At 67.4% G+C, this 18,236-nt stretch carries 15 protein-coding genes; 13 read left to right on the top strand and 2 right to left on the bottom strand.

Annotated features, from left to right (window positions below):
• The first annotated feature begins 75 nt into the window (after positions 1 to 75).
• A complete protein-coding gene (locus AC1DW0_RS22950) occupies positions 76 to 636 on the top strand; it encodes a GNAT family N-acetyltransferase (protein WP_457351524.1) in 561 nt (186 codons plus the stop codon).
• A gap of 9 nt (positions 637 to 645) precedes the next feature.
• Here AC1DW0_RS22950 and AC1DW0_RS22945 read toward each other — a convergent pair whose 3' ends face one another.
• Positions 646 to 1,356 (bottom strand): Crp/Fnr family transcriptional regulator, encoded by a 711-nt coding sequence (locus AC1DW0_RS22945; RefSeq protein WP_457351522.1) that lies wholly within the window; start codon positions 1,354 to 1,356, stop codon positions 646 to 648.
• 124 nt (positions 1,357 to 1,480) lie between these two features.
• On the opposite strand from AC1DW0_RS22945, the gene AC1DW0_RS22940 reads away from it, so the two are divergent.
• From AC1DW0_RS22940 to AC1DW0_RS22895, 10 genes are all read left to right on the top strand, one after another.
• Complete coding sequence (locus AC1DW0_RS22940) at positions 1,481 to 3,427, top strand: AMP-dependent synthetase/ligase (protein WP_477948213.1); 1,947 nt, start codon at positions 1,481 to 1,483, stop codon at positions 3,425 to 3,427.
• Positions 3,424 to 4,203 (top strand): ABC transporter ATP-binding protein, encoded by a 780-nt coding sequence (locus tag AC1DW0_RS22935; protein WP_457351518.1) that lies wholly within the window; start codon positions 3,424 to 3,426, stop codon positions 4,201 to 4,203. Before AC1DW0_RS22940 ends, AC1DW0_RS22935 begins: the two co-directional genes overlap by 4 nt.
• A complete protein-coding gene (locus AC1DW0_RS22930; RefSeq protein ID WP_056192957.1) occupies positions 4,203 to 5,132 on the top strand; it encodes a branched-chain amino acid ABC transporter permease in 930 nt (309 codons plus the stop codon). Before AC1DW0_RS22935 ends, AC1DW0_RS22930 begins: the two co-directional genes overlap by 1 nt.
• A 124-nt stretch (positions 5,133 to 5,256) precedes the next feature.
• Positions 5,257 to 6,321 (top strand): branched-chain amino acid ABC transporter permease, encoded by a 1,065-nt coding sequence (locus AC1DW0_RS22925; RefSeq protein WP_477948210.1) that lies wholly within the window; start codon positions 5,257 to 5,259, stop codon positions 6,319 to 6,321.
• Positions 6,322 to 6,348: 27 nt separating this feature from the next.
• Positions 6,349 to 7,665 (top strand): ABC transporter substrate-binding protein, encoded by a 1,317-nt coding sequence (locus AC1DW0_RS22920; protein ID WP_477948208.1) that lies wholly within the window; start codon positions 6,349 to 6,351, stop codon positions 7,663 to 7,665.
• Between the two features lie 156 nt (positions 7,666 to 7,821).
• A complete protein-coding gene (locus AC1DW0_RS22915) occupies positions 7,822 to 8,628 on the top strand; it encodes an ABC transporter ATP-binding protein (protein ID WP_477948206.1) in 807 nt (268 codons plus the stop codon).
• Positions 8,625 to 8,924 (top strand): hypothetical protein, encoded by a 300-nt coding sequence (locus AC1DW0_RS22910; RefSeq protein WP_057300574.1) that lies wholly within the window; start codon positions 8,625 to 8,627, stop codon positions 8,922 to 8,924. The genes AC1DW0_RS22915 and AC1DW0_RS22910 overlap by 4 nt, the downstream gene beginning before the upstream one ends.
• A gap of 73 nt (positions 8,925 to 8,997) precedes the next feature.
• Complete coding sequence (locus tag AC1DW0_RS22905; protein WP_457351507.1) at positions 8,998 to 10,233, top strand: phenylacetate--CoA ligase family protein; 1,236 nt, start codon at positions 8,998 to 9,000, stop codon at positions 10,231 to 10,233.
• A gap of 132 nt (positions 10,234 to 10,365) precedes the next feature.
• The gene (locus AC1DW0_RS22900; protein WP_477948204.1) at positions 10,366 to 12,774 is read left to right on the top strand and encodes a CehA/McbA family metallohydrolase; all 2,409 of its coding nucleotides are present in this window, start codon (positions 10,366 to 10,368) and stop codon (positions 12,772 to 12,774) included.
• A gap of 83 nt (positions 12,775 to 12,857) precedes the next feature.
• Positions 12,858 to 13,826 (top strand): tripartite tricarboxylate transporter substrate-binding protein, encoded by a 969-nt coding sequence (locus AC1DW0_RS22895; protein WP_457351503.1) that lies wholly within the window; start codon positions 12,858 to 12,860, stop codon positions 13,824 to 13,826.
• Between the two features lie 226 nt (positions 13,827 to 14,052).
• On the opposite strand, the gene AC1DW0_RS22890 is transcribed toward AC1DW0_RS22895, so the two are convergent.
• On the bottom strand, positions 14,053 to 15,675 hold the full coding sequence (locus tag AC1DW0_RS22890; protein ID WP_477948201.1) for a GGDEF domain-containing protein: 1,623 nt from the start codon (positions 15,673 to 15,675) through the stop codon (positions 14,053 to 14,055).
• A gap of 168 nt (positions 15,676 to 15,843) precedes the next feature.
• Between AC1DW0_RS22890 and AC1DW0_RS22885 the strand changes: the two genes are divergently transcribed.
• Both AC1DW0_RS22885 and AC1DW0_RS22880 read left to right on the top strand, forming a co-directional pair.
• Positions 15,844 to 17,187, top strand: coding sequence for a GH1 family beta-glucosidase (locus tag AC1DW0_RS22885; protein WP_457390311.1), 1,344 nt, complete (start codon positions 15,844 to 15,846; stop codon positions 17,185 to 17,187).
• A gap of 7 nt (positions 17,188 to 17,194) precedes the next feature.
• A complete protein-coding gene (locus tag AC1DW0_RS22880; RefSeq protein ID WP_457351498.1) occupies positions 17,195 to 18,202 on the top strand; it encodes a LacI family DNA-binding transcriptional regulator in 1,008 nt (335 codons plus the stop codon).
• Positions 18,203 to 18,236 lie beyond the last annotated feature (34 nt).

The following is an 18,236-nucleotide window of genomic DNA, read 5'->3' as shown; positions in this document are numbered from 1 at the left end:
AGGGTTTCCACCGAGTTTGCGTCGTACATGGTTCCGAGTGAGTTCTGCGCCTCTGTTGCGGCCGTGCCAGCGGCCATGGTGACCCGACGCCTCGTGTTGAGGCCACCGCGGGAAAGCGATCTGGATACCCTGACGGCGCTGCATGCCGACCCAGCGGTGAACCGCTTCTGCGCCGCCGCGACGCCGCACGGCCGCTCGGCCACCGAAACCCAGTTGCAGGCCTGGCTTGCTCACTGGCAGACGCGGGGTTTTGGCCACTGGGCCATCGCCGAGCGCGAACAACCTGAGACGCTGATCGGCTTTGGCGGCCTGATGCACCGCAGCGTTGCCGGCCACGCCGGCCTCTACCTTTACTACCGCATCACGCCCCAGGCCTGGGGCCGCGGCCTGGCATCGGAAATGGCCCAGCATGCGATGAGCCAGGCTTTCGAACAGCACCACGAAAGTACCGTCGTCGCTGCCGTTTTGCCCAGCAATGCGCCAACGCGCAAGACGCTGGAGTGTCTGGGCCTGCGCATGAAAGGCACATTGGCCGATGGCCCCGGCAGCGCCGCTGCGCTGCTCTATGAGCTGGGTGCCGACCGTTGGGCTGCCCTGCCCAAGGTCGAACCTGAAGCCATCGCCTTCGCGGCCTGAGCCTGAAACTCAACCCGCAAACCGCCTCAGGCCGACGAGGTCCAGCACCCGCAGGCCGCCATATTCGATGCGGATCAGGTTGGCATCGCTCAAGCGGTGCAGCGCCTGGTTCACCCGCTGGCGCGACAACCCCACCAGATAGCCCAGCTCCTGCTGCGTGATGCGCAGCCAGTTGCCCACGCCTGGGTAGAGGGTCGGGTGGAAGAGGGCGGCGAGGTTGCGGGCGACGCGCACGTCGGGGTCGTGGATGCGGTCGGTCTCTCGCGCAGCGATGAACTGGCCCAGGCGTTCGTTCAGCTGGTCCAGCACGAAGCGGTTGAAGGCGATGCTGCCGTCGAGCAGCGCATGGAAGCTCTCGATGGGCAGGCCGGCCACGACGCTGGGCCGCAGGGCCTGGATGTTGTAGCGGTAGACCTCGCGCTTGAGCAGGGTGCCCTCGCCAAACCAGCCGCCCGGCGGGATGCCGGTGAAGGTGACGGCTGCGCCCAGCGAGTCGTCGTTGTTCATCTTCAGCAGGCCGTCGACGACGCCAAACCACAAGGTGGCTGGTCGGCCGATGCGGCACAGCCGCTCGCCGGGCTCGGCATCGCCGACCTCCAGCGTCGTGAGAGCGCGCTCGCGCAACGGGCCGTCGAGCAGCTTCAGCCAGGGGATGGCATCCAGCTCAGCCGGCGCTGGCCGGCGTGTGCGTTGTCTGAGCGGCAGCGGCGTGTTGGCCATGGGGGCGGGAAAGTCTGGGCCGTGAAGACCCCTAAATTGTCGTCGTACGGACAGATGGGCGTCAAAGTACTGACCAGAATGGGGCTCACAGACGCAGGCTCCAGCCCGCGCATTGGAGACAGGCTTGACGACCTTCCCCCGGCTCTTGCTCGACCACGCCGCCCGCCGGCCCGACGCGCCCGCGTTGCGCGAGAAGGCGTACGGCGTTTGGCAGACGCTGAGCTGGGCGCAACTGGCGGCGCTGGTGCAGGAGTTGGCGCTGGGCCTGGCTGCGGCCGGCTTGCGGCGCGGCGAGCACATCGTCGTCGTGGGTGAAAACCGCCCCCGCCTGTACGCCAGCATGCTGGCCGCGCAATGCCTGGGCGCTATTCCCGTGCCGCTGTACCAAGACGCCGTCGCCGCCGAGTTCGTATTCCCGCTGAACAACGCCGAGATCGCCTTCGCCATCGTCGAGGACCAGGAACAGGTCGACAAGCTGCTCGAGCTGCGCGAGCAGTGCCCGCAGCTCAGGCGCATCTGGTTCGACGACCCACGCGGCCTGCGCAACTACGACGAGCCGGGTCTGACCTCGTTGGACGAGTTGGCCGCGCGGGGGCGCGCCTACGCGGCCGAGCGCCCCGAGTTCTTCGCCGCGGAGGTGGCGGCCTGCCTGCCCGGTGACGTCGCGGCGCTGTTCTTCACCTCGGGCACGACGGGCAACCCCAAGGGCGTCATGCACACCCATGCGACGCTGATCGACCGCGCCCAGGCCGGCCAGCGCTTCGACAAGCTGACGTCCGACGAAGAGGTGCTGGCCTATCTGCCGCCGGCCTGGGTGGGCCAGAACATCTTCAGCTATGCGCAGTGGCTGGCCGTGGGCTATGTCGTCAACTGCCCGGAGTCAGCGTCCACCGTCAGCATCGACCTGAAGGAGGTCGGCCCGACCTACTACTTCGCGCCGCCGCGGGTCTTCGAGGGCCTGCTGACGACGGTCATGATCCGCATGGAGGACGCCTCAGCGCCAAAGCGCTGGCTGTTCGAGCGCTGCATGACGCTGGCCCGCCGCGTCGGCCCGCGCCTGATGGACAAGCAGCCGGTGGGCCTGCTGGACCGCCTGGCCTACGCCGTGGGTGACGCGCTGATCTATGGCCCGCTGCGCAACACCCTGGGCTTCTCGCGCGTGCGGGTCGCCTACACGGCGGGCGAAGCCATCGGGCCCGACCTGTTCAGCTTCTATCGCGCCATCGGCATCAACTTGAAGCAGCTCTACGGCTCGACGGAAACCGCCGTCTTCGTCTGCCTGCAGCCCGACCACGAGGCCCGCGCCGACACGGTGGGCGTGCCCATCGACGGCGTGGAGATCAAGCTGACCGACAGCGGCGAGCTGCTGGTGCGCTCGCCCGGGCTGCTCAAGGGCTACTACAAGAACGACGCCGCGACGGCCGAGGCGCTGACGCCGGATGGCTGGTTCCACACGGGCGACGCCGGCTTCCTGACGCCCGGCGGCCACCTGAAGATCATCGACCGCGCCAAGGATGTCGGCCGCCTGATGGGCGGCGCTTTCGACGGCGCGATGTTTGCGCCCAAATACGTCGAGAACAAGCTGAAGTTCTTCCCGCACATCAAGGAGGCGGTCTGCTTTGGCGACAAGCGCGACAAGGTCTGTGCGTTCATCAACATTGACTTCGAGGCCGTCGGCAACTGGGCCGAGCGCCGCAACCTGCCCTACGCCGGCTACACCGATCTGGCCCAGCGCGCCGAGGTCTATGAGCTGATCCTGGACTGCGTCGAAAAGGTCAATGCGGACCTGGCGCAGGACGAGCTGCTGGCCGGCAGCCAGATCAGCCGCTTCCTCGTGTTGCACAAGGAGCTGGACGCCGACGACGGTGAGCTGACGCGCACCCGCAAGGTCAGGCGCGGTGCGATTGCCGAGAAATACAGCGTGCTCATTGATGCGCTGTACGACGGCAAGGTGTCGCAGTACATCGAGACCCAGGTGAAGTTCGAGGATGGCCGCACGTCCATGGTCGCGGCGGATCTGCGCATCGTCGAGGCGCGCACCTTTCCGGCCGTGAAAGGCCAAGCCGCATGAAGAAGATCGGCGACGTCGTCCTTGAGGTGAAGAACATCTCGCTGGCCTTTGGCGGCGTGAAGGCGCTGACCGATATCAGCTTCGATGTGCGCGAGCACGAGGTGCGCGCCATCATCGGCCCCAATGGCGCGGGCAAGAGTTCGATGCTGAACTGCATCAACGGCGTCTACCAGCCGCAGCAGGGTGCCATCACGCTGCGCGGCAAGACCTTCAAGGGCATGAGCCCGCGCCAGGTGGCCGAGATGGGTGTGGCGCGCACCTTCCAGAACCTGGCCCTGTTCAAGGGCATGAGCGTGCTGGACAACATCATGACCGGCCGCAATCTGCGCATGAAGCGCGGCCTGTTCTGGCAGGCCCTGCACCTCGGCCCTGCGCGGCGCGAGGAAACGGAGCAGCGCGAGGCGGTGGAGCGCATCATCGATTTCCTCGAGATCCAGGCCTATCGCAAGACGCCGGTCGGCCGCCTGCCCTATGGCCTGCAAAAGCGTGTCGACCTCGGCCGCGCGTTGGCGATGGAGCCCAGCCTCTTGCTGCTGGACGAGCCCATGGCCGGCATGAATGTCGAGGAGAAGCAGGACATGTGCCGCTTCATCCTGGACGTGAACAACGAGTTCGGCACCACCATCGTGCTGATCGAGCACGACATGGGCGTGGTGATGGACATCTCGGACCGCGTCGTCGTGCTGGACTACGGCAAGAAGATCGGCGATGGCGCGCCAGACGACGTGCGCAAGAACGAAGACGTCATCAAGGCCTACCTCGGAGCAAGCCACTGATGGGCCCATTCCTCGAAACCCTGATCGGCGGCCTGATGGCCGGCATGCTGTATTCGCTGATCGCCCTCGGCTTCGTGCTGATCTTCAAGGCCAGTGGCGTCTTCAACTTCGCCCAGGGCGCGATGGTGTTGTTTGCAGCGCTGGCGATGGCGCGCTTTGCCGAGTGGATTCAGAAATACACAGGCCTGGACGGCAAGGTCGTCGTCAACCTGCTGGCCTTCGTGGGCGCGCTTGCGGTGATGGTCGTTGTCGCCTGGCTGGTGGAGAGGTTGGCGCTGTCCAAGCTCGTCAACCAGGAAGGCGTGACGCTGTTGATGGCCACGCTCGGCATCGCCTATCTGCTCGAGGGCCTGGGTCAGACGCTGTTCGGCAACGACATCTACAAGATCGACATCGGGCTGCCCAAGGACCCGATGTTCCTGTTCGAGGACGTCTTTCAGGGCGGCATCCTCGTCAGCAAGGAAGACCTCTACGCCGCGCTGATCGCAGCGGCATTGGTCGCGGGGCTGTCGCTGTTCTTCCAGAAGACCGCCACCGGCCGCGCGCTGCGCGCCGTGGCCGATGACCACCAGGCCGCGCAGAGCATCGGCATCCCGCTGTCGCGCATCTGGGTCATCGTCTGGAGCGTGGCGGGCTTTGTCGCGCTGGTGGCCGGGATGATCTGGGGCAGCAAGCTGGGTGTGCAGTTCTCGCTGTCGCTGGTGGCGTTGAAGGCCTTGCCGGTGGTCATCCTGGGCGGGCTGACCAGCGTGCCGGGTGCGATCGTGGGCGGGCTGCTGATTGGCGTGGGGGAGAAGCTGTCGGAGGCCTATCTCGGGCCCATGCTTGGGGGCGGCATCGAGTACTGGTTTGGCTATGTGCTGGTGCTCGTGGTGTTGCTGGTGCGACCACAAGGGCTGTTTGGGGAGAAGATCATTGATCGCGTCTAGGCCCAATCCAACACAGCCACAGAGGCACAGCGGCACAGAGGAAGTTCAAGTGCCGTGTCTCTCTGTGCCTCTGTGCCTCTGTGTCTCTGTGGCTTTGTTTCCTCATCAGTGAAGCGCTGACGCAATGCTCTACCGCGAAAACGGCCAGTTCAAAACCTCTTACTCGGCGGACAGCCAGATCCTGCCCATCCGCCAGGACCGCATTGCCATGGCGATGCTGCTGGCCGTCGCCTTCGTCGTCATCCCGATGGTGTCCAGCGAATACCTGCTGCGCGCCATCTTCATCCCCTTCCTGATCCTGTCCCTCGCCGCGCTGGGCCTGAATGTCCTCGTCGGCTACTGCGGCCAGATCTCGCTGGGCTCTGGCGCCTTCATGGCCGTGGGCGCCTACGTGGCCTACAACTGCCAGGCGCGTTTCGAGGGCATGCCGCTGATCGTGTCGCTGCTGGCCGGCGGCCTTGGCGCCACGGTGCTGGGCGTGGCCTTTGGCCTGCCGTCGCTGCGCATCAAGGGCCTCTACCTGGCGGTCGCAACGCTGGCGGCGCAGTTCTTTGTCGACTGGGCCTGTCTGCGCCTGCCCTGGGTCACCAACGGTTCTTCCTCAGGGTCGGTCAGTGTGGCGGGGCTGAGCCTCTTCGGCTTCAGCGTCGAGTCGCCGGCATCGCGCTACTTGCTGTGCCTGGCCTTCGTCGTCGTCTTCTCGCTGGCAACCAAGAACCTCGTGCGCGGCCACATCGGCCGCTCGTGGATGGCCATGCGCGACATGGACGTGGCGGCCGCCGTCATCGGCATCCGCCCCATGCAGGCCAAGCTCAGCGCCTTTGCCGTGTCGAGCTTCATCATCGGCGTGGCCGGTGCGCTGTGGGGCTTCGTGCACCTGGGCTCGTGGGAGCCGGCCGCCTTCGGCATCAACCGCTCGTTCGACCTGCTCTTCATGGTCATCATCGGCGGCCTGGGCTCGATCTCGGGTGCCTTCTTCGGCGCGGCCTTTATCGTCGTGCTGCCGCTGATCCTGGACAAGCTGCCCTACTGGACCGGCCTGCCCATCGACACGGCCACCGCCTCGCACCTCGCGCTGATGATCTTCGGCGCCCTCATCGTGTTCTTCCTCATCAAGGAACCACACGGCCTCGCGCGACTCTGGGCGACCGCCAAGGAAAAGCTCAGACTCTGGCCCTTCCCGCATTGATACCCACAACGACAAGGAGACAGCCCCATGAAGATTCTCATCACCTGCGCCGCCCTGGCCGCCCTGCAACTCTTCGCGGCCCCCGCGGCTGTGGCGCAAGCCAAGGAGCAGTTCTTCCCGTTGCTGGTCTACCGCACCGGGCCTTACTCGCCCAACGGCACGCCGTGGGCCAATGGCAAGCAGGACTACATCAAGCTCATCAACGCCCGCGACGGTGGCGTCAACGGCGTGAAGCTGACGTTTGAGGAATGCGAGACCGGCTATGCCACCGACAAGGGCGTGGAGTGCTATGAGCGCCTGAAGGGCAAGGGCGCGACGCTGTTCGACCCGCAGGCCACCGGCATCACCTTTGCGCTGACCGACAAGGTGCCCAACGACAAGATCCCGCTGATCACACTGGGCTACGGCCTGTCGGCCTCCGCCGATGGCGGCGTGTTTGCCTGGAACTTCCCGCTGATGGGCAGCTACTGGACGGCGGCCGACATCCTCATCCAGCACATCGCCAAGAAGGAAGGCGGCCTGGACAAGCTCAAGGGCAAGAAGATCGCGCTGGTCTATCACGACAGCCCCTTCGGCAAGGAGCCCATCCCGCTGCTGGAAGAGCGCAGCAAGATGCATGGCTTCGAGCTGGTGAAGATCCCGGTCACCGCACCCGGCGTGGAGCAGAAGAGCGCCTGGCTGCAGGTGCGCCAGCAGAAGCCTGACTACACGCTGCTGTGGGGCTGGGGTGTCATGAATTCCACCGCGCTGAAGGAGGCCCAGGCCACCGGCTATCCGCGCGACAAGATGTATGGCGTCTGGTGGTCGGGCGCCGAGCCCGATGTGAAGGACGTGGGCGAGGGCGCCAAGGGCTACAACGCGTTGAACCTGAACACCTCCGGCCAGACCCCGAAGGTCATCCAGGACATCCTCAAGCTCGTGCACGAGAAGGGCCAAGGTACGGGGCCGAAGGACGAGGTCGGCTCGGTGCTGTACACGCGCGGCCTGGTCATCCAGGCGCTCGGCGTGGAGGCCGTGCGGCGTGCGCAGGAGCGTTTCGGCAAGGGCAAGGTCATGACCGGCGAGCAGGTGCGCTGGGGCCTGGAGAACCTGGCGCTGGACGACAAGAAGCTGGCCTCGCTGGGCCTGACCGGCGTGATCCGCCCGATCAGCACCAGCTGCTATGACCACCAGGGTTCGACCTGGGCGCGCATCCACACCTGGGACGGCGCGAAGTGGAGCTTCAGCAGCGATTGGTACGAGGCGGACGCACAGATCATCAAGCCGATGGTGAAGGCGGCGGCGGACAAGTACGCCGGTGAGAAGAAGCTGACTCGCCGCACGCCGGCGGAATGCCAGAGCTGAGCCGCGCGGCGGCTCAGCTCTTCGAGCTGGCAATGCCCCGCTCCCACCCCTTCCCCGCCCTCCGTGAGGGCGGGGTGCTGAGGCCCCACCCCTGTCCCCTCCCCCACGGGGAGGGGCGCCACCCGCGAGAGCATCCATGCTGAGGAAAGAGTTGCGATGACAGCCCCCCTCCTGAACGTCAACGGCATCGAAGTCATCTACAACCACGTCATCCTCGTGCTCAAGGGCGTGTCCCTGCAGGTAGCCGAGGGCCAGGTGGTGGCCTTGCTGGGGGGCAATGGCGCCGGCAAGACCACCACGCTGCGCGCGGTGTCCAACCTGCTGGAAGGCGAGCGCGGCGAGGTCACCAAGGGCAGCATCGAGCTGCGCGGCGAGCGCATCGAGAAGCTGTCCACCTCGGCCATGGTGGAGCGCGGGGTGGTGCAGGTCATGGAAGGCCGCCACTGCTTCGCCCACCTGACCATCGAGGAGAACCTGATGACCGGCGCCTACACGCGCAAGGACGGGCGCGCCGCGGTGGCGGCGACGCTGGACAAGGTCTACACCTACTTCCCGCGCCTGAAGACGCGCCGCACCAGCCAGGCGGCCTACACCTCGGGCGGCGAGCAGCAGATGTGCGCCATCGGCCGCGCGCTGATGGCCAACCCGAAGATGGTGCTGCTGGACGAGCCGTCGATGGGCCTGGCGCCGCAGATCGTCGAGGAGGTGTTCGAGATCGTGCGCGACCTCAACACCAAGGAGAGGACGACCTTCCTGCTGGCCGAGCAGAACACCAGCATGGCGCTGCGTTATGCCGACTACGGCTACATCCTGGAGAACGGCCGCGTCGTCATGGACGGCGCTGCCAGCGCATTGCGCGAGAACGAGGACGTCAAGGAGTTCTATCTCGGCGTGGGCGGGGAAGGGCGACGCAGTTTCAAGGACGTGAAGAGCTACAAGCGAAGGAAGAGGTGGCTGGCATGAGTGACGACAACTGGGAGATGGCGCCGCCACCTTTTGATGCGGACTCGGCGCTGCTGACGATGAAGCGCTTCGCGCGCGACCAACGCGTGCTGGCCGAGCGGGGCGAAGGCTGGATGCTCGGCGCCGACGTGGTGCTCAAGCTAGCGGTGGAGGGTGCGACCGTCAAGGTCCAGCTCACCAAGCGCCCGGCGCGCACGCCCGAGTGGGACACCTTCACGCTGAAGTCGGCGACCGAGCTGCGCAAGTTGCAGGACGAGATCAAGCGCCGGCTCACGCGTTGGAAGGACGAGGAGTGAGCGCCGCGCCGGGCCGCCCCAAGCAAGCTCGCTCCCGCTTGGCGGGACAGGCCGTAGGCCGAAGGGTGCACCAATGAGCGACGAGTTCTTCGACGCGCTGGAGACGCGCGACCCGGCCGCGCGTGAGGCCGCGCTGATGGCTGCGCTGCCGGAACAGATCGCGCATGCCCAATCCAGCAGTCCGGCCTACACCGAGCTGTTGGTCGGCGTCGATGCGAACGCGATCACGTCGCGGGCCGCGCTGGCCACGTTGCCGCTGACGCGCAAGAGCAGCCTCGCCGCCGCCCAGGCCGCTCGGCGCGCACTGCGCTTGGGCGGATTTGCGGCCGGCATGCCGCGGCGCATCTTCCAGTCGCCCGGGCCGCTCTACGAACCCGAGCCCGATGCCGACGGCGCCGACCCCTGGCGCGTCGCCCGCGCACTGCATGCGGCGGGCATCCGCGCCGGCCAGCTCGCGCATGTGGGCTTCAGCTATCACCTGACCCCGGCTGGCGCCATGATGGAAGCGGGCCTGCGCGCCATCGGTGCTGCCAGCTTTCCCGGCGGCATTGGCAATACCGAATTGCAGCTGCAGGCCCTCCTGGACCTGCAGCCCGAGGCCTATGCCGGCACGCCCAGCCTGCTGCGCATCTTGCTCGAGAAGGCGGCCGAGGGCGGGCACGTGCTGCCTTATCTGCAGTGTGCCCTGGTCAGCGGTGAGGCCTGCCCGCCGGCGCTCGTTGCATGGTTTTCCGCACGCGGCGTCGATGCCTACCAGTGCTATGCGACGGCCGACCTCGGCCTCATCGCCTACCAGACCACGGCGCGTGAAGGCCTGGTCGTCGACGAAGGCGTCATCGTCGAGATCGTGCGGCCCGGCTCTGCTGAGCCTGTGCCGGACGGCGAGGTCGGCGAAGTCATCGTGACGACGCTGAGCGCCGGCTACCCGCTGATCCGCTTTGCCACCGGCGACCTCTCTGCCGTGCTGGCCGGTGCCAGTCCTTGTGGCCGCACCAACCAGCGCCTGCGCGGCTGGCTGGGCCGGGCCGACCAGTCGGCCAAGGTGCGTGGCATGTTCGTGCATGCCGGCCAGGTGGCCGAGGTGCTGGCGCGCTGTGGCCAGCGCGGCCGGGCCCGCCTCGTTGTCGACGGGGAGCTGGCCAACGACCGCATGTGCCTGCAGCTCGAGGCCGCGCCGGCCGAGGGCCTTGTCGAGCAGTTGCAGATGGCGCTGCGCGACATCACCAAGCTGCGCGGTGAGGTCGAGCTGCTGGCCCCGGGCAGCCTGCCCAACGATGGCCTGGTCATCGAGGATCGCCGCCCCGTGTGACGCGCGTTTGAAGGCCTCGGGCCCGACCTGAGCCTGAATCGGTGACAGGAAGGCCCGCATGGACTGAGCTTGGCGGGGCCACCACAGTCCGCCGCTTTGCCGGCCACCGCTGGCACCAGCCGAGGACGCGACATGACCCTTGCCCGCCATCTTCTGCCCACCCTGCTCGTGCTGCTGCTCGCAGCCTGCGGTGGTGGCAGCAACGACCCCCAAGTCTCTTCCCAAGCTTCCCAGGCCGAAAGCGAGCTGGCCAAAGCCGCCGCCGCGCGCCCGCGCGCCAAGGACCCTGACCATCACGAGTTTTCGGCCACGCTGTCCGCGCCCTTCGCGGTCACCGCCGCCAGCGGCGAGCGCGTGTTCAGCGTGCAGATGGACCACCCCGGCATTGCCGACGGCCAGGTCTTTGCGTGGGCGCTCAGCCTCGTCGACGCGCAGGGCCACGTGCTGCAGCGCTGGAGCGGCGAATCGCGCTATGCCGGTGCGCCGGTGGTGGCCAGCGTGCGCTGGGCCGGCCGCGGCACCGGCGGCACGGCACTGGCCGATGGCCTCTACCAGCTCAAGCTTGAGGCCGCCAGCCTCGACGCCGCCACCGCGCTGAGCCAGGGTGCGACCACCGGCCGCGCCGAGCGCCTGCTGGCCGCTGCCGCGCCGTTGGACCATGCCGAGCAGCAATGGCCGGTTGCCCTCGGCCAGCCGGCCAGCGTCGACCTGCCGCCCTATGCGGCCATGCCCACGGCCGCCGGCCGCGGCCTCGTCAAGGCGCAATCGGCACCGGCCATCAACAGCCTGCCCTACACGGTCTACTACGCCAATCTGCACAGCCAGACGAATGACTCCGACGGCGGCGGGGCACTGGGCAGCTGCTCGTCTTCGCAGCCCGCGCAGACGGGCGCCTTCGGCCCGGCAGACGCCTTCGCCTATGGCAAGACGGCGGGCCTGGACATCCTGATGTCGTCCGAGCACAACCACTACTTCGACGGCTCCTCGAGCACCAACGCCAGCGGCAGCGCTGCCACCGCCAAGAGCCGCTACCAGGCCGGCCTGTCCGCCGCCACCGCCGCGACGACATCGAACTACCTCGCGATCTACGGCATGGAGTGGGGCGTCATCAGCAATGGCGGCCACATGAACATCTTCAACAGCACCGAGTTGTTCGCCTGGGAATACAACAGCAGCAACCAGCTCTTCGGCGACCGCTTCACGGCCAAGAGCGACTACGCGGCCTTGTACGCGACGATGCGCCAGCTCGGCCTCGTCGGCCAGTTCAACCACCCTGACACGGCCGGCCAGTTCCTGGTCGGCGGCACGGCGCTGGGCTACAGCGCCGATGGCGACGAGGTCATGGTGCTGAGCGAGATCCTGAACAGCTCGGCGTTCTCGTCCAACACGACCGAGACCGAGACGGGCCTCAGCAACTTTGAAGACGCCTTCAACAAGATGCTGGAGCGCGGCTTTCACGTGGCGCCCGCCAGCAACCAGGACAACCACTGCGCCAACTGGGGCAAGTCGTACACCAACCGCACCGGCGTGCTGATCCCGAATGGCACGGCGCTCAGCAAGGCCAGTTTCATCGATGCCATCAAGGCCCGCCGCGTCTTCGCGACGATGGACAAGACGGCGCAGATCGCGCTGACCGCCAATGGCCACGTCATGGGTGAGCGCTTCACCAACAGCGGCACGCTCTCCTTGAGCGTCGGTTATGCCAGCAACAGCGGCAAGACGGCCACCAGCGTGCAGATCTACGAGGGCGTGCCCAAGCGCAATGGCACCGTCACACTGCTGGCCAGCAGCGGCACGGCCAGCACCACGCCGGCCATCGGCGAGCACTTCTACTACGCCAAGATCACGCAGAACGACGGCAAGATGCTGTGGACAGCGCCCGTCTGGGTCACGCAGTCCAACGGGCCGGTGGACACCACGCCGCCGACCGCGACGGCCAGCGAGAGCGGCACGTCCGGCACCGTCACGCTGTCGGCCACGGCGAGCGACAACATCGGCGTGGCGCGCGTGGACTTCGTCGTTGATGGCACGGTGAAGGGCAGCGACAGCAGCGCGCCCTATTCGCTGTCGCTGGACTCGACGACGCTTGCCAACGGCAGCCACAGCCTGGTCGCCCGCGCCTACGACGCCGCCGGCAACTCGGGCGCCTCGTCGGCCGTCAACTTCAGCATCAGCAATGCCAGCGCGGCGCTGAACGAGACCGAGTCCAACGGCACCATCGCCACCGCCAACGTCGTCACCAACCAGACGACGATCAGCGGCACCATGGCCACCACGAGCGACAAGGACTACTTCAAGGTCACGCTGGCCGCAGGCAAGACGCTGCGTGTCGACATGAGCTGCCCGGCGGCCTATGACTACGACATCTACTTGCACAACGCCAGCGGCACGACGCTGACCTCGTCGGAGAGCGCCACCTGCACCGAGTCCCTGAGCTACAAGAACACCGGCAGCTCGGCGCTGGCGGTCTACATCCGCGTGGGGGCCTACTCAGGCAGCAGCGGCACCCAGGGCTATACGCTGACGCTGAGCTACCCCTGATGGCGCTGGCTTGGGGCCATCCCGGAGACGCCGGGGGCGGTACTCTGCCTAAGATCGTGCGCACACATCCTGGAGACAAGCCCATGCGCACGACCTTGATTGCCCTGGCGGCCCTGCTGGCCGCCGGCACCGCTGCCGCCGACTATCCCGACAAGCCGGTCACCGTGATCGTGCCGTTTGCAGCCGGCGGGCCGACCGACAAGGTCGCTCGCGACCTCGCCGAGGCGTTGCGCAAGCCCCTGGGTGCCACCGTCATTGTCGAGAACGTCGGCGGTGTCGGCGGCACGCTGGGCGCCAACAAGGTGGCCAAGGCCGCGCCGGATGGCTACACGCTGCTGCTGCACCACATCGGCATCGCCAGCGCGACGGCCCTCTACCGCACGCTGCCCTACAAGACGCTGGAAGACTTCGAATATCTGGGCATGGTCAACGAGGTGCCGATGACGCTGATCGGCCGCCCCAATCTGCCGGCGGCCAACTATGCCGAGCTGGCCAAGTGGCTGGAGTCCAACAAGGGCAACATCAACCTCGCCCACGCCGGGGTCGGCTCGGCCTCGCATCTGTGCGGCCTGTTGTATCAGTCGGCCATCAAGATCGACATGACGACCGTGCCCTACAAGGGCACCGCGCCGGCCATGAACGACCTGCTCGGCGGCCAGGTCGACATCATGTGCGACCAGACCACCAACACCACCGGACAGATCGAGGCCGGCAAGGTCAAGGCCTATGCGGTGATGTCGGCCAAGCGCCTGCCCAGCGGCCCGCTGGCCAAGCTGCCGACGGCCGACGAATCAGGGCTGAAGGGCTTCAATCTTGCCGTCTGGCACGGCATGTATGCACCCAAGGGCACGCCCAAGGCCGTCATCGACAAGGTCAACACGGCGCTGCGCGCAGCCCTGAAGGACGCCGACTTCCACAAGCGCCAGGAGGCCCTGGGTGCGGTCATCATCAGTGACGCGCGCCTTGCGCCGGCAGAGCACAAGAAGTTCGTCGAGGCCGAGATCAACAAACTCACCCCGGTCATCAAGGCGGCAGGGATCTACGCCGACTGAGATGGAGCCCCTCGTCTGGTCTCGCCATGCTGAACGCAGGCGAGTCCAGCCGGTCCCCCTGGGGGACGGCGATGCTTGCCGGATTGACCAGCAAGCACATCGCCAAAGGCGGGCCTGCTTGGGAGCGGCCCGGCGCTCGGCCCGCAAGCCAGCAAGCAAGCGTTGTTTCGAACGTCGGCCGGGGCGGCGCTCAGCCTTGTGTGCGGGCGTGCACGCCGCTTGGCCGTCAGTGGGGGTGGGCCTTTTCGCGCTTGTTCGCGTACATGCCCTGGTCACTGCGGCTGAGCACGGTGCGCAAGGTGTCGGTCGGCAGGACTTCGGCGAGCCCCAGGCTCACCGAGACCGACAGGCCGGCAGCGATGGCGCTCCAGGCATGGCGGGACACCGCGTCCGCGATCCGCTCGGTCAGCGCTTGGGCTGCCTGCGCACCGGTATCGCGCAGGATGATGACGAACTCGTCGCCGGCCAGCCGCGCGGGAAAGTCCTTGTCGCGCACGCATCTTCGGATCTGCGCCGCGATGGCCCGCAGCACCGCGTCGCCCGCGTTGTGCGAATGGCCGTCGTTGATCTGCTTGAACTTGTCGACGTCGATCATGACGAGGCAGGCCGTGCTGCCCTGGGTGCGCACCTCCTCCAGCAGGCCTTGCAGCTGAAGTTCGAAATGGCGGCGGTTCGGCAGGCCGGTCAGGCCATCCTCGAGCGCCAGTTGCTGGAAGTGCGCGCGTCCGGCCTCGGAGGCGTGCAACTGCCGGGTCCGGCTGCGCAGTTCCAGCTGTCGTTCGACGTCGGCGACGCGGCCGCGCAGGCTGGCAGACCGGGCCAACTGCTCGCGCTCGGCCAGTTCGCGCAGGGCCTGCGCGGCCGCGGCGTGGTCGCCCGCGGTGGACGCCAGATAAGCCAGCTGGCCCAGGCCAATGCTGACCAGCCCTTCATGGTTCTGCGCCAGGGCGATGCGAATCATCTGCTCGGCGTGATTGCGGGCCAACGGCAGGTCATCTTCGGCCAAGGCCAGTTCGGACCCGGCCCAAAGCACGAGGGCTTGCAGCCAGGGCCGGCGGGAAGATTCCACCGCCTCGCGCAGCCGGCGCACCTGCGCCGCGGCACCCACAAGGTCGGCCTGCCAGATCAGCAGCATGGCCTTGTTGAAGGCATGGGTGAGGGCGCTGCTGCTGCGGCTGCCAATGCCGATGCTGGCCAATGGCGCTGCATCGTGCAGCAGTTCGTCGCAACGGCGCAGGTGTTCGCGCAGCAGTTCCAGGCTGGTCGTGCCTGCCGTGGTGGCGCTGCGTGCGCTGAGCGTGCGCATGACCTCGGTGGACCCCAGGTCGGCATGCAGCACATAGGTGTCAACCGGGGGATCGCACTGGTAGGCCAACTCGATGGCGCGCTGTGAAGCCTCGCTGGCCTCGGCGTAGGAGCGGCCGATGAACATGGCGACACCCAGTGCGTGGTGGGCCACGACCTGCTCCACGCTGGCTCCGTCGCCCGACGTGCCGGCACACAGCTTGACCGCCAGCAGGGCGCAATCGACCGAGGTTTCGTAGTAGCCCAGGCGTGCAGCGGCCATGGCTTGGGTGGCGAGTGCGCGGCATTCGCCCTCGGGCATCTCGGCCTGCTGGAACTGGAATGCCGCCTGGCGTGCGGATTCCAGCGCCGCAGCGAAATGACCCAGCAGGCGCAGCTCGACGCTGGCAATGCAGTGCGTGGCTTCCGCCTGGGCGGCCACGTTCCCTCGTTGAAGTGCGGCGTGGTGGGCGCGGCGCGCTGCATCCAGCGCGGCCTCGGCGCTGCCGGCATCGGCATGGGCCCTGGCTTGGGCCAGCGTGGCGTCGATCTGTGCTTGATCCATCCCTTGCCTCTGCTTCTGGTGGCGGGCGAAGCGGCGGAGTCTGAGGTGCGAGCGCGACGCTCCGGGGTAAACACGCTGTTGACTCGTCAAGTAATCACGGAAAGAATGCATGTAAACGTTTACATGACGACACAACGACCGACCCGCGCAAGCGGAGTTGGCACACGGATGAGACAACCGTTCCCGCCCGGCTTCCTTTGGGGCTGTGCGACTTCCGCCTATCAGATCGAAGGCTCGCCGCTGGCCGATGGCGCCGGCGTCAGCAACTGGCATCGCTTCGTGCGCACGCCGGGCCGTGTGCTCGGCGGCGATACCGGCGACATGGCTTGCGATCACTACCGCCGCATGAAGGACGACGTCGCGTTGATGCGCGAGCTGGGGCTCACGGCCTATCGCTTCAGCATTGCCTGGAACCGCGTGTTGCCTGAAGGTCGCGGCGCCGTGAATGCGGCCGGCCTGGGTTTCTACGAGCGCCTGGTCGACGAACTGCTGGCCGCGGGCATCCAGCCGATGGTGACGCTGCACCACTGGGACCTGCCCGCGGCGCTGGACGACCGTGGCGGCTGGCTCAACCCCGACATGCCCGACTGGTTTGCCGATTACGCGCAGGTCTGTTTCAAGGCGCTGGACGACCGCGTGCCGATGTGGGTCACGCTGAATGAACCCTGGGTTGTCGCCGACGGCGGCTTCATGCATGGCGCGCTGGCGCCCGGTCACAAGAGCGCCTTCGAGGCGGCCATCGTCGCCCACCGCCTGATGCAGTCACACGCCAAGGGCGTGCAGGCCTACCGCGCGACCGGAAAGAACAGGATCGGCCTGGTCGTCAACATCGAACCGAAGCATCTGCCGGCCGACGCCAGCGAGTACGACCGCCACGCCGCCGGGCTCGCCGACGCCTACATGAACCGGCAATACCTCGACCCGGCCCTGCTTGGCAGCTACCCGGCCGAGTTGCGCGAGGTCTTTGGTGAAGCCTGGCCCGACTGGCCGGCCGCCGAGGTCGAGGCACTCAAAGTCCCCGTCGACTTCCTCGGCCTGAACTACTACACCCGCGCCGTCGTGCGCTTTGATCCCAAGGCATGGCCGGTGCCGGCGGTGCCGCAGCGCCAGCCCGGCGGCATCTACACCGAGACCGGCTGGGAGCTGCACCCGCAAAGCCTGGCCGACACCCTCGTGTGGATGCACGAGCGCTACGGCGGCCTGCCGCTGTATGTGACCGAGAACGGCGCGGCGTTCTACGACCCGCCGGTGGCCATTGACGGCCGCGTTGACGATCCGCTGCGCGTGCACTATCTGCGCACCCATATCGCCGCCGTGCAGGACGCTATTCAAAGGGGCGCCGACGTGCGCGGCTACTGCGCCTGGTCGCTGTTCGACAACCTCGAATGGGCGCTCGGCTTTGCCAAGCGCTTCGGCCTCGTGCATGTGGACTTTCAGACACAGCAGCGCACCCCCAAGGCCAGCGCGCGCTTCTATGCTGAAGTCATCGCTTCCCACGGCGCCAACCTCTGACAGCAAGATGACGGTCACCCCCGCCACGATCAAGGACGTCGCCCGCGTTGCCGGTGTGTCGGTCGCCACCGTTTCGCGCGCGCTCAACGGCGCCGAGAACGTGCTGCCGCACACGCGCCAGCGCATCGTCGAGGTCGCCCGCGAATTGCGCTATTCGCCGTCGGGGGCGGCGCGCAGCCTCATCACGCGACGCACCGACACCATCGGCGCCCTGCTGCCCGATCTGCATGGCGAGTTCTTCTCCGAGCTGATCCGCGGCATCGACCAGGCCGCCCGGGCGCGCGGCCTGCATCTGCTGCTGTCGAGCTCCCACGACGATGCCAACGAGGCCGCGGCCGCGCTGCGCGCGATGAACGGCCGCGTTGACGGCCTCATCGTCATGTCGCCGCACGCCGACGACGATTTCCTGTCGCAGAACCTGCCGCCTGCCCTGCCGGCCGTGCTGCTGAACTCCGGCGTGCGGGGCGCGAGCCAGCGGGTCTTCGCCGTCGACAACTTCGGCGGTGCGCGCGCGATGACCGAGCACCTGGTGCGCAGCGGCCGGCGACGCATCGCTTTTCTCGGCGGCCCGCAGGCCAACTTCGAGGCGCGCGAACGCGAGCGCGGCTACCGTGCCGGCTTGGCCGTGGGGGCCGAGGCATGGCTGCTGGAGGGCGACTTCTCCGAAGCAGGCGGCCAGCGCGCCGCGGCCGAGCTGCTGGCCCTGCCGGCGGGCCAGCGGCCCGATGCCGTCTTCGCCGCCAACGACATCATGGCCATCGGCCTGCTGGGTGCGCTGCAGGCCGGCGGTGTGCGCCTGCCCGAAGACATCGCGCTTGCCGGCTTCGACGACATCCCCATCGCCCGCTACGTCAGCCCGGCGCTGACGACCATGCACGTGCCCATTGCCGCGCTGGGCGGCCAGGCACTCGATGCGCTGGCCGACACCCTGGAGCGCAACGCCACCGACGCCGGCGCCACCGTGATGCCGGTACAGCTCGTTGTGCGGCAGTCGTGCGGCAGCGCCAAGACCTGATCCCGTCCAAACCACAGCACAACACAGGAGACAA

The sequence above is a fragment of the Roseateles sp. P4_D2 genome, assembly GCF_056401875.1.
The sequence above is the reverse complement of the archived record's forward strand: the minus strand, read 5'-3'. Positions and strand labels throughout refer to the sequence as shown.

Bases quoted from the DNA above. Each gene is read 5' to 3' on its own strand.
- AC1DW0_RS22950 (WP_457351524.1), top strand. From the start codon at position 76: ATGGTGACCCGACGCCTCGTGTTGAGGCCACCGCGGGAAAGCGATCTG.
- AC1DW0_RS22945 (WP_457351522.1), bottom strand. From the start codon at position 1,356: ATGGCCAACACGCCGCTGCCGCTCAGACAACGCACACGCCGGCCAGCG.
- AC1DW0_RS22935 (WP_457351518.1), top strand. From the start codon at position 3,424: ATGAAGAAGATCGGCGACGTCGTCCTTGAGGTGAAGAACATCTCGCTG.
- AC1DW0_RS22930 (WP_056192957.1), top strand. From the start codon at position 4,203: ATGGGCCCATTCCTCGAAACCCTGATCGGCGGCCTGATGGCCGGCATG.
- AC1DW0_RS22925 (WP_477948210.1), top strand. From the start codon at position 5,257: ATGCTCTACCGCGAAAACGGCCAGTTCAAAACCTCTTACTCGGCGGAC.
- AC1DW0_RS22920 (WP_477948208.1), top strand. From the start codon at position 6,349: ATGAAGATTCTCATCACCTGCGCCGCCCTGGCCGCCCTGCAACTCTTC.
- AC1DW0_RS22915 (WP_477948206.1), top strand. From the start codon at position 7,822: ATGACAGCCCCCCTCCTGAACGTCAACGGCATCGAAGTCATCTACAAC.
- AC1DW0_RS22910 (WP_057300574.1), top strand. From the start codon at position 8,625: ATGAGTGACGACAACTGGGAGATGGCGCCGCCACCTTTTGATGCGGAC.
- AC1DW0_RS22905 (WP_457351507.1), top strand. From the start codon at position 8,998: ATGAGCGACGAGTTCTTCGACGCGCTGGAGACGCGCGACCCGGCCGCG.
- AC1DW0_RS22900 (WP_477948204.1), top strand. From the start codon at position 10,366: ATGACCCTTGCCCGCCATCTTCTGCCCACCCTGCTCGTGCTGCTGCTC.
- AC1DW0_RS22895 (WP_457351503.1), top strand. From the start codon at position 12,858: ATGCGCACGACCTTGATTGCCCTGGCGGCCCTGCTGGCCGCCGGCACC.
- AC1DW0_RS22890 (WP_477948201.1), bottom strand. From the start codon at position 15,675: ATGGATCAAGCACAGATCGACGCCACGCTGGCCCAAGCCAGGGCCCAT.
- AC1DW0_RS22885 (WP_457390311.1), top strand. From the start codon at position 15,844: ATGAGACAACCGTTCCCGCCCGGCTTCCTTTGGGGCTGTGCGACTTCC.
- AC1DW0_RS22880 (WP_457351498.1), top strand. From the start codon at position 17,195: ATGACGGTCACCCCCGCCACGATCAAGGACGTCGCCCGCGTTGCCGGT.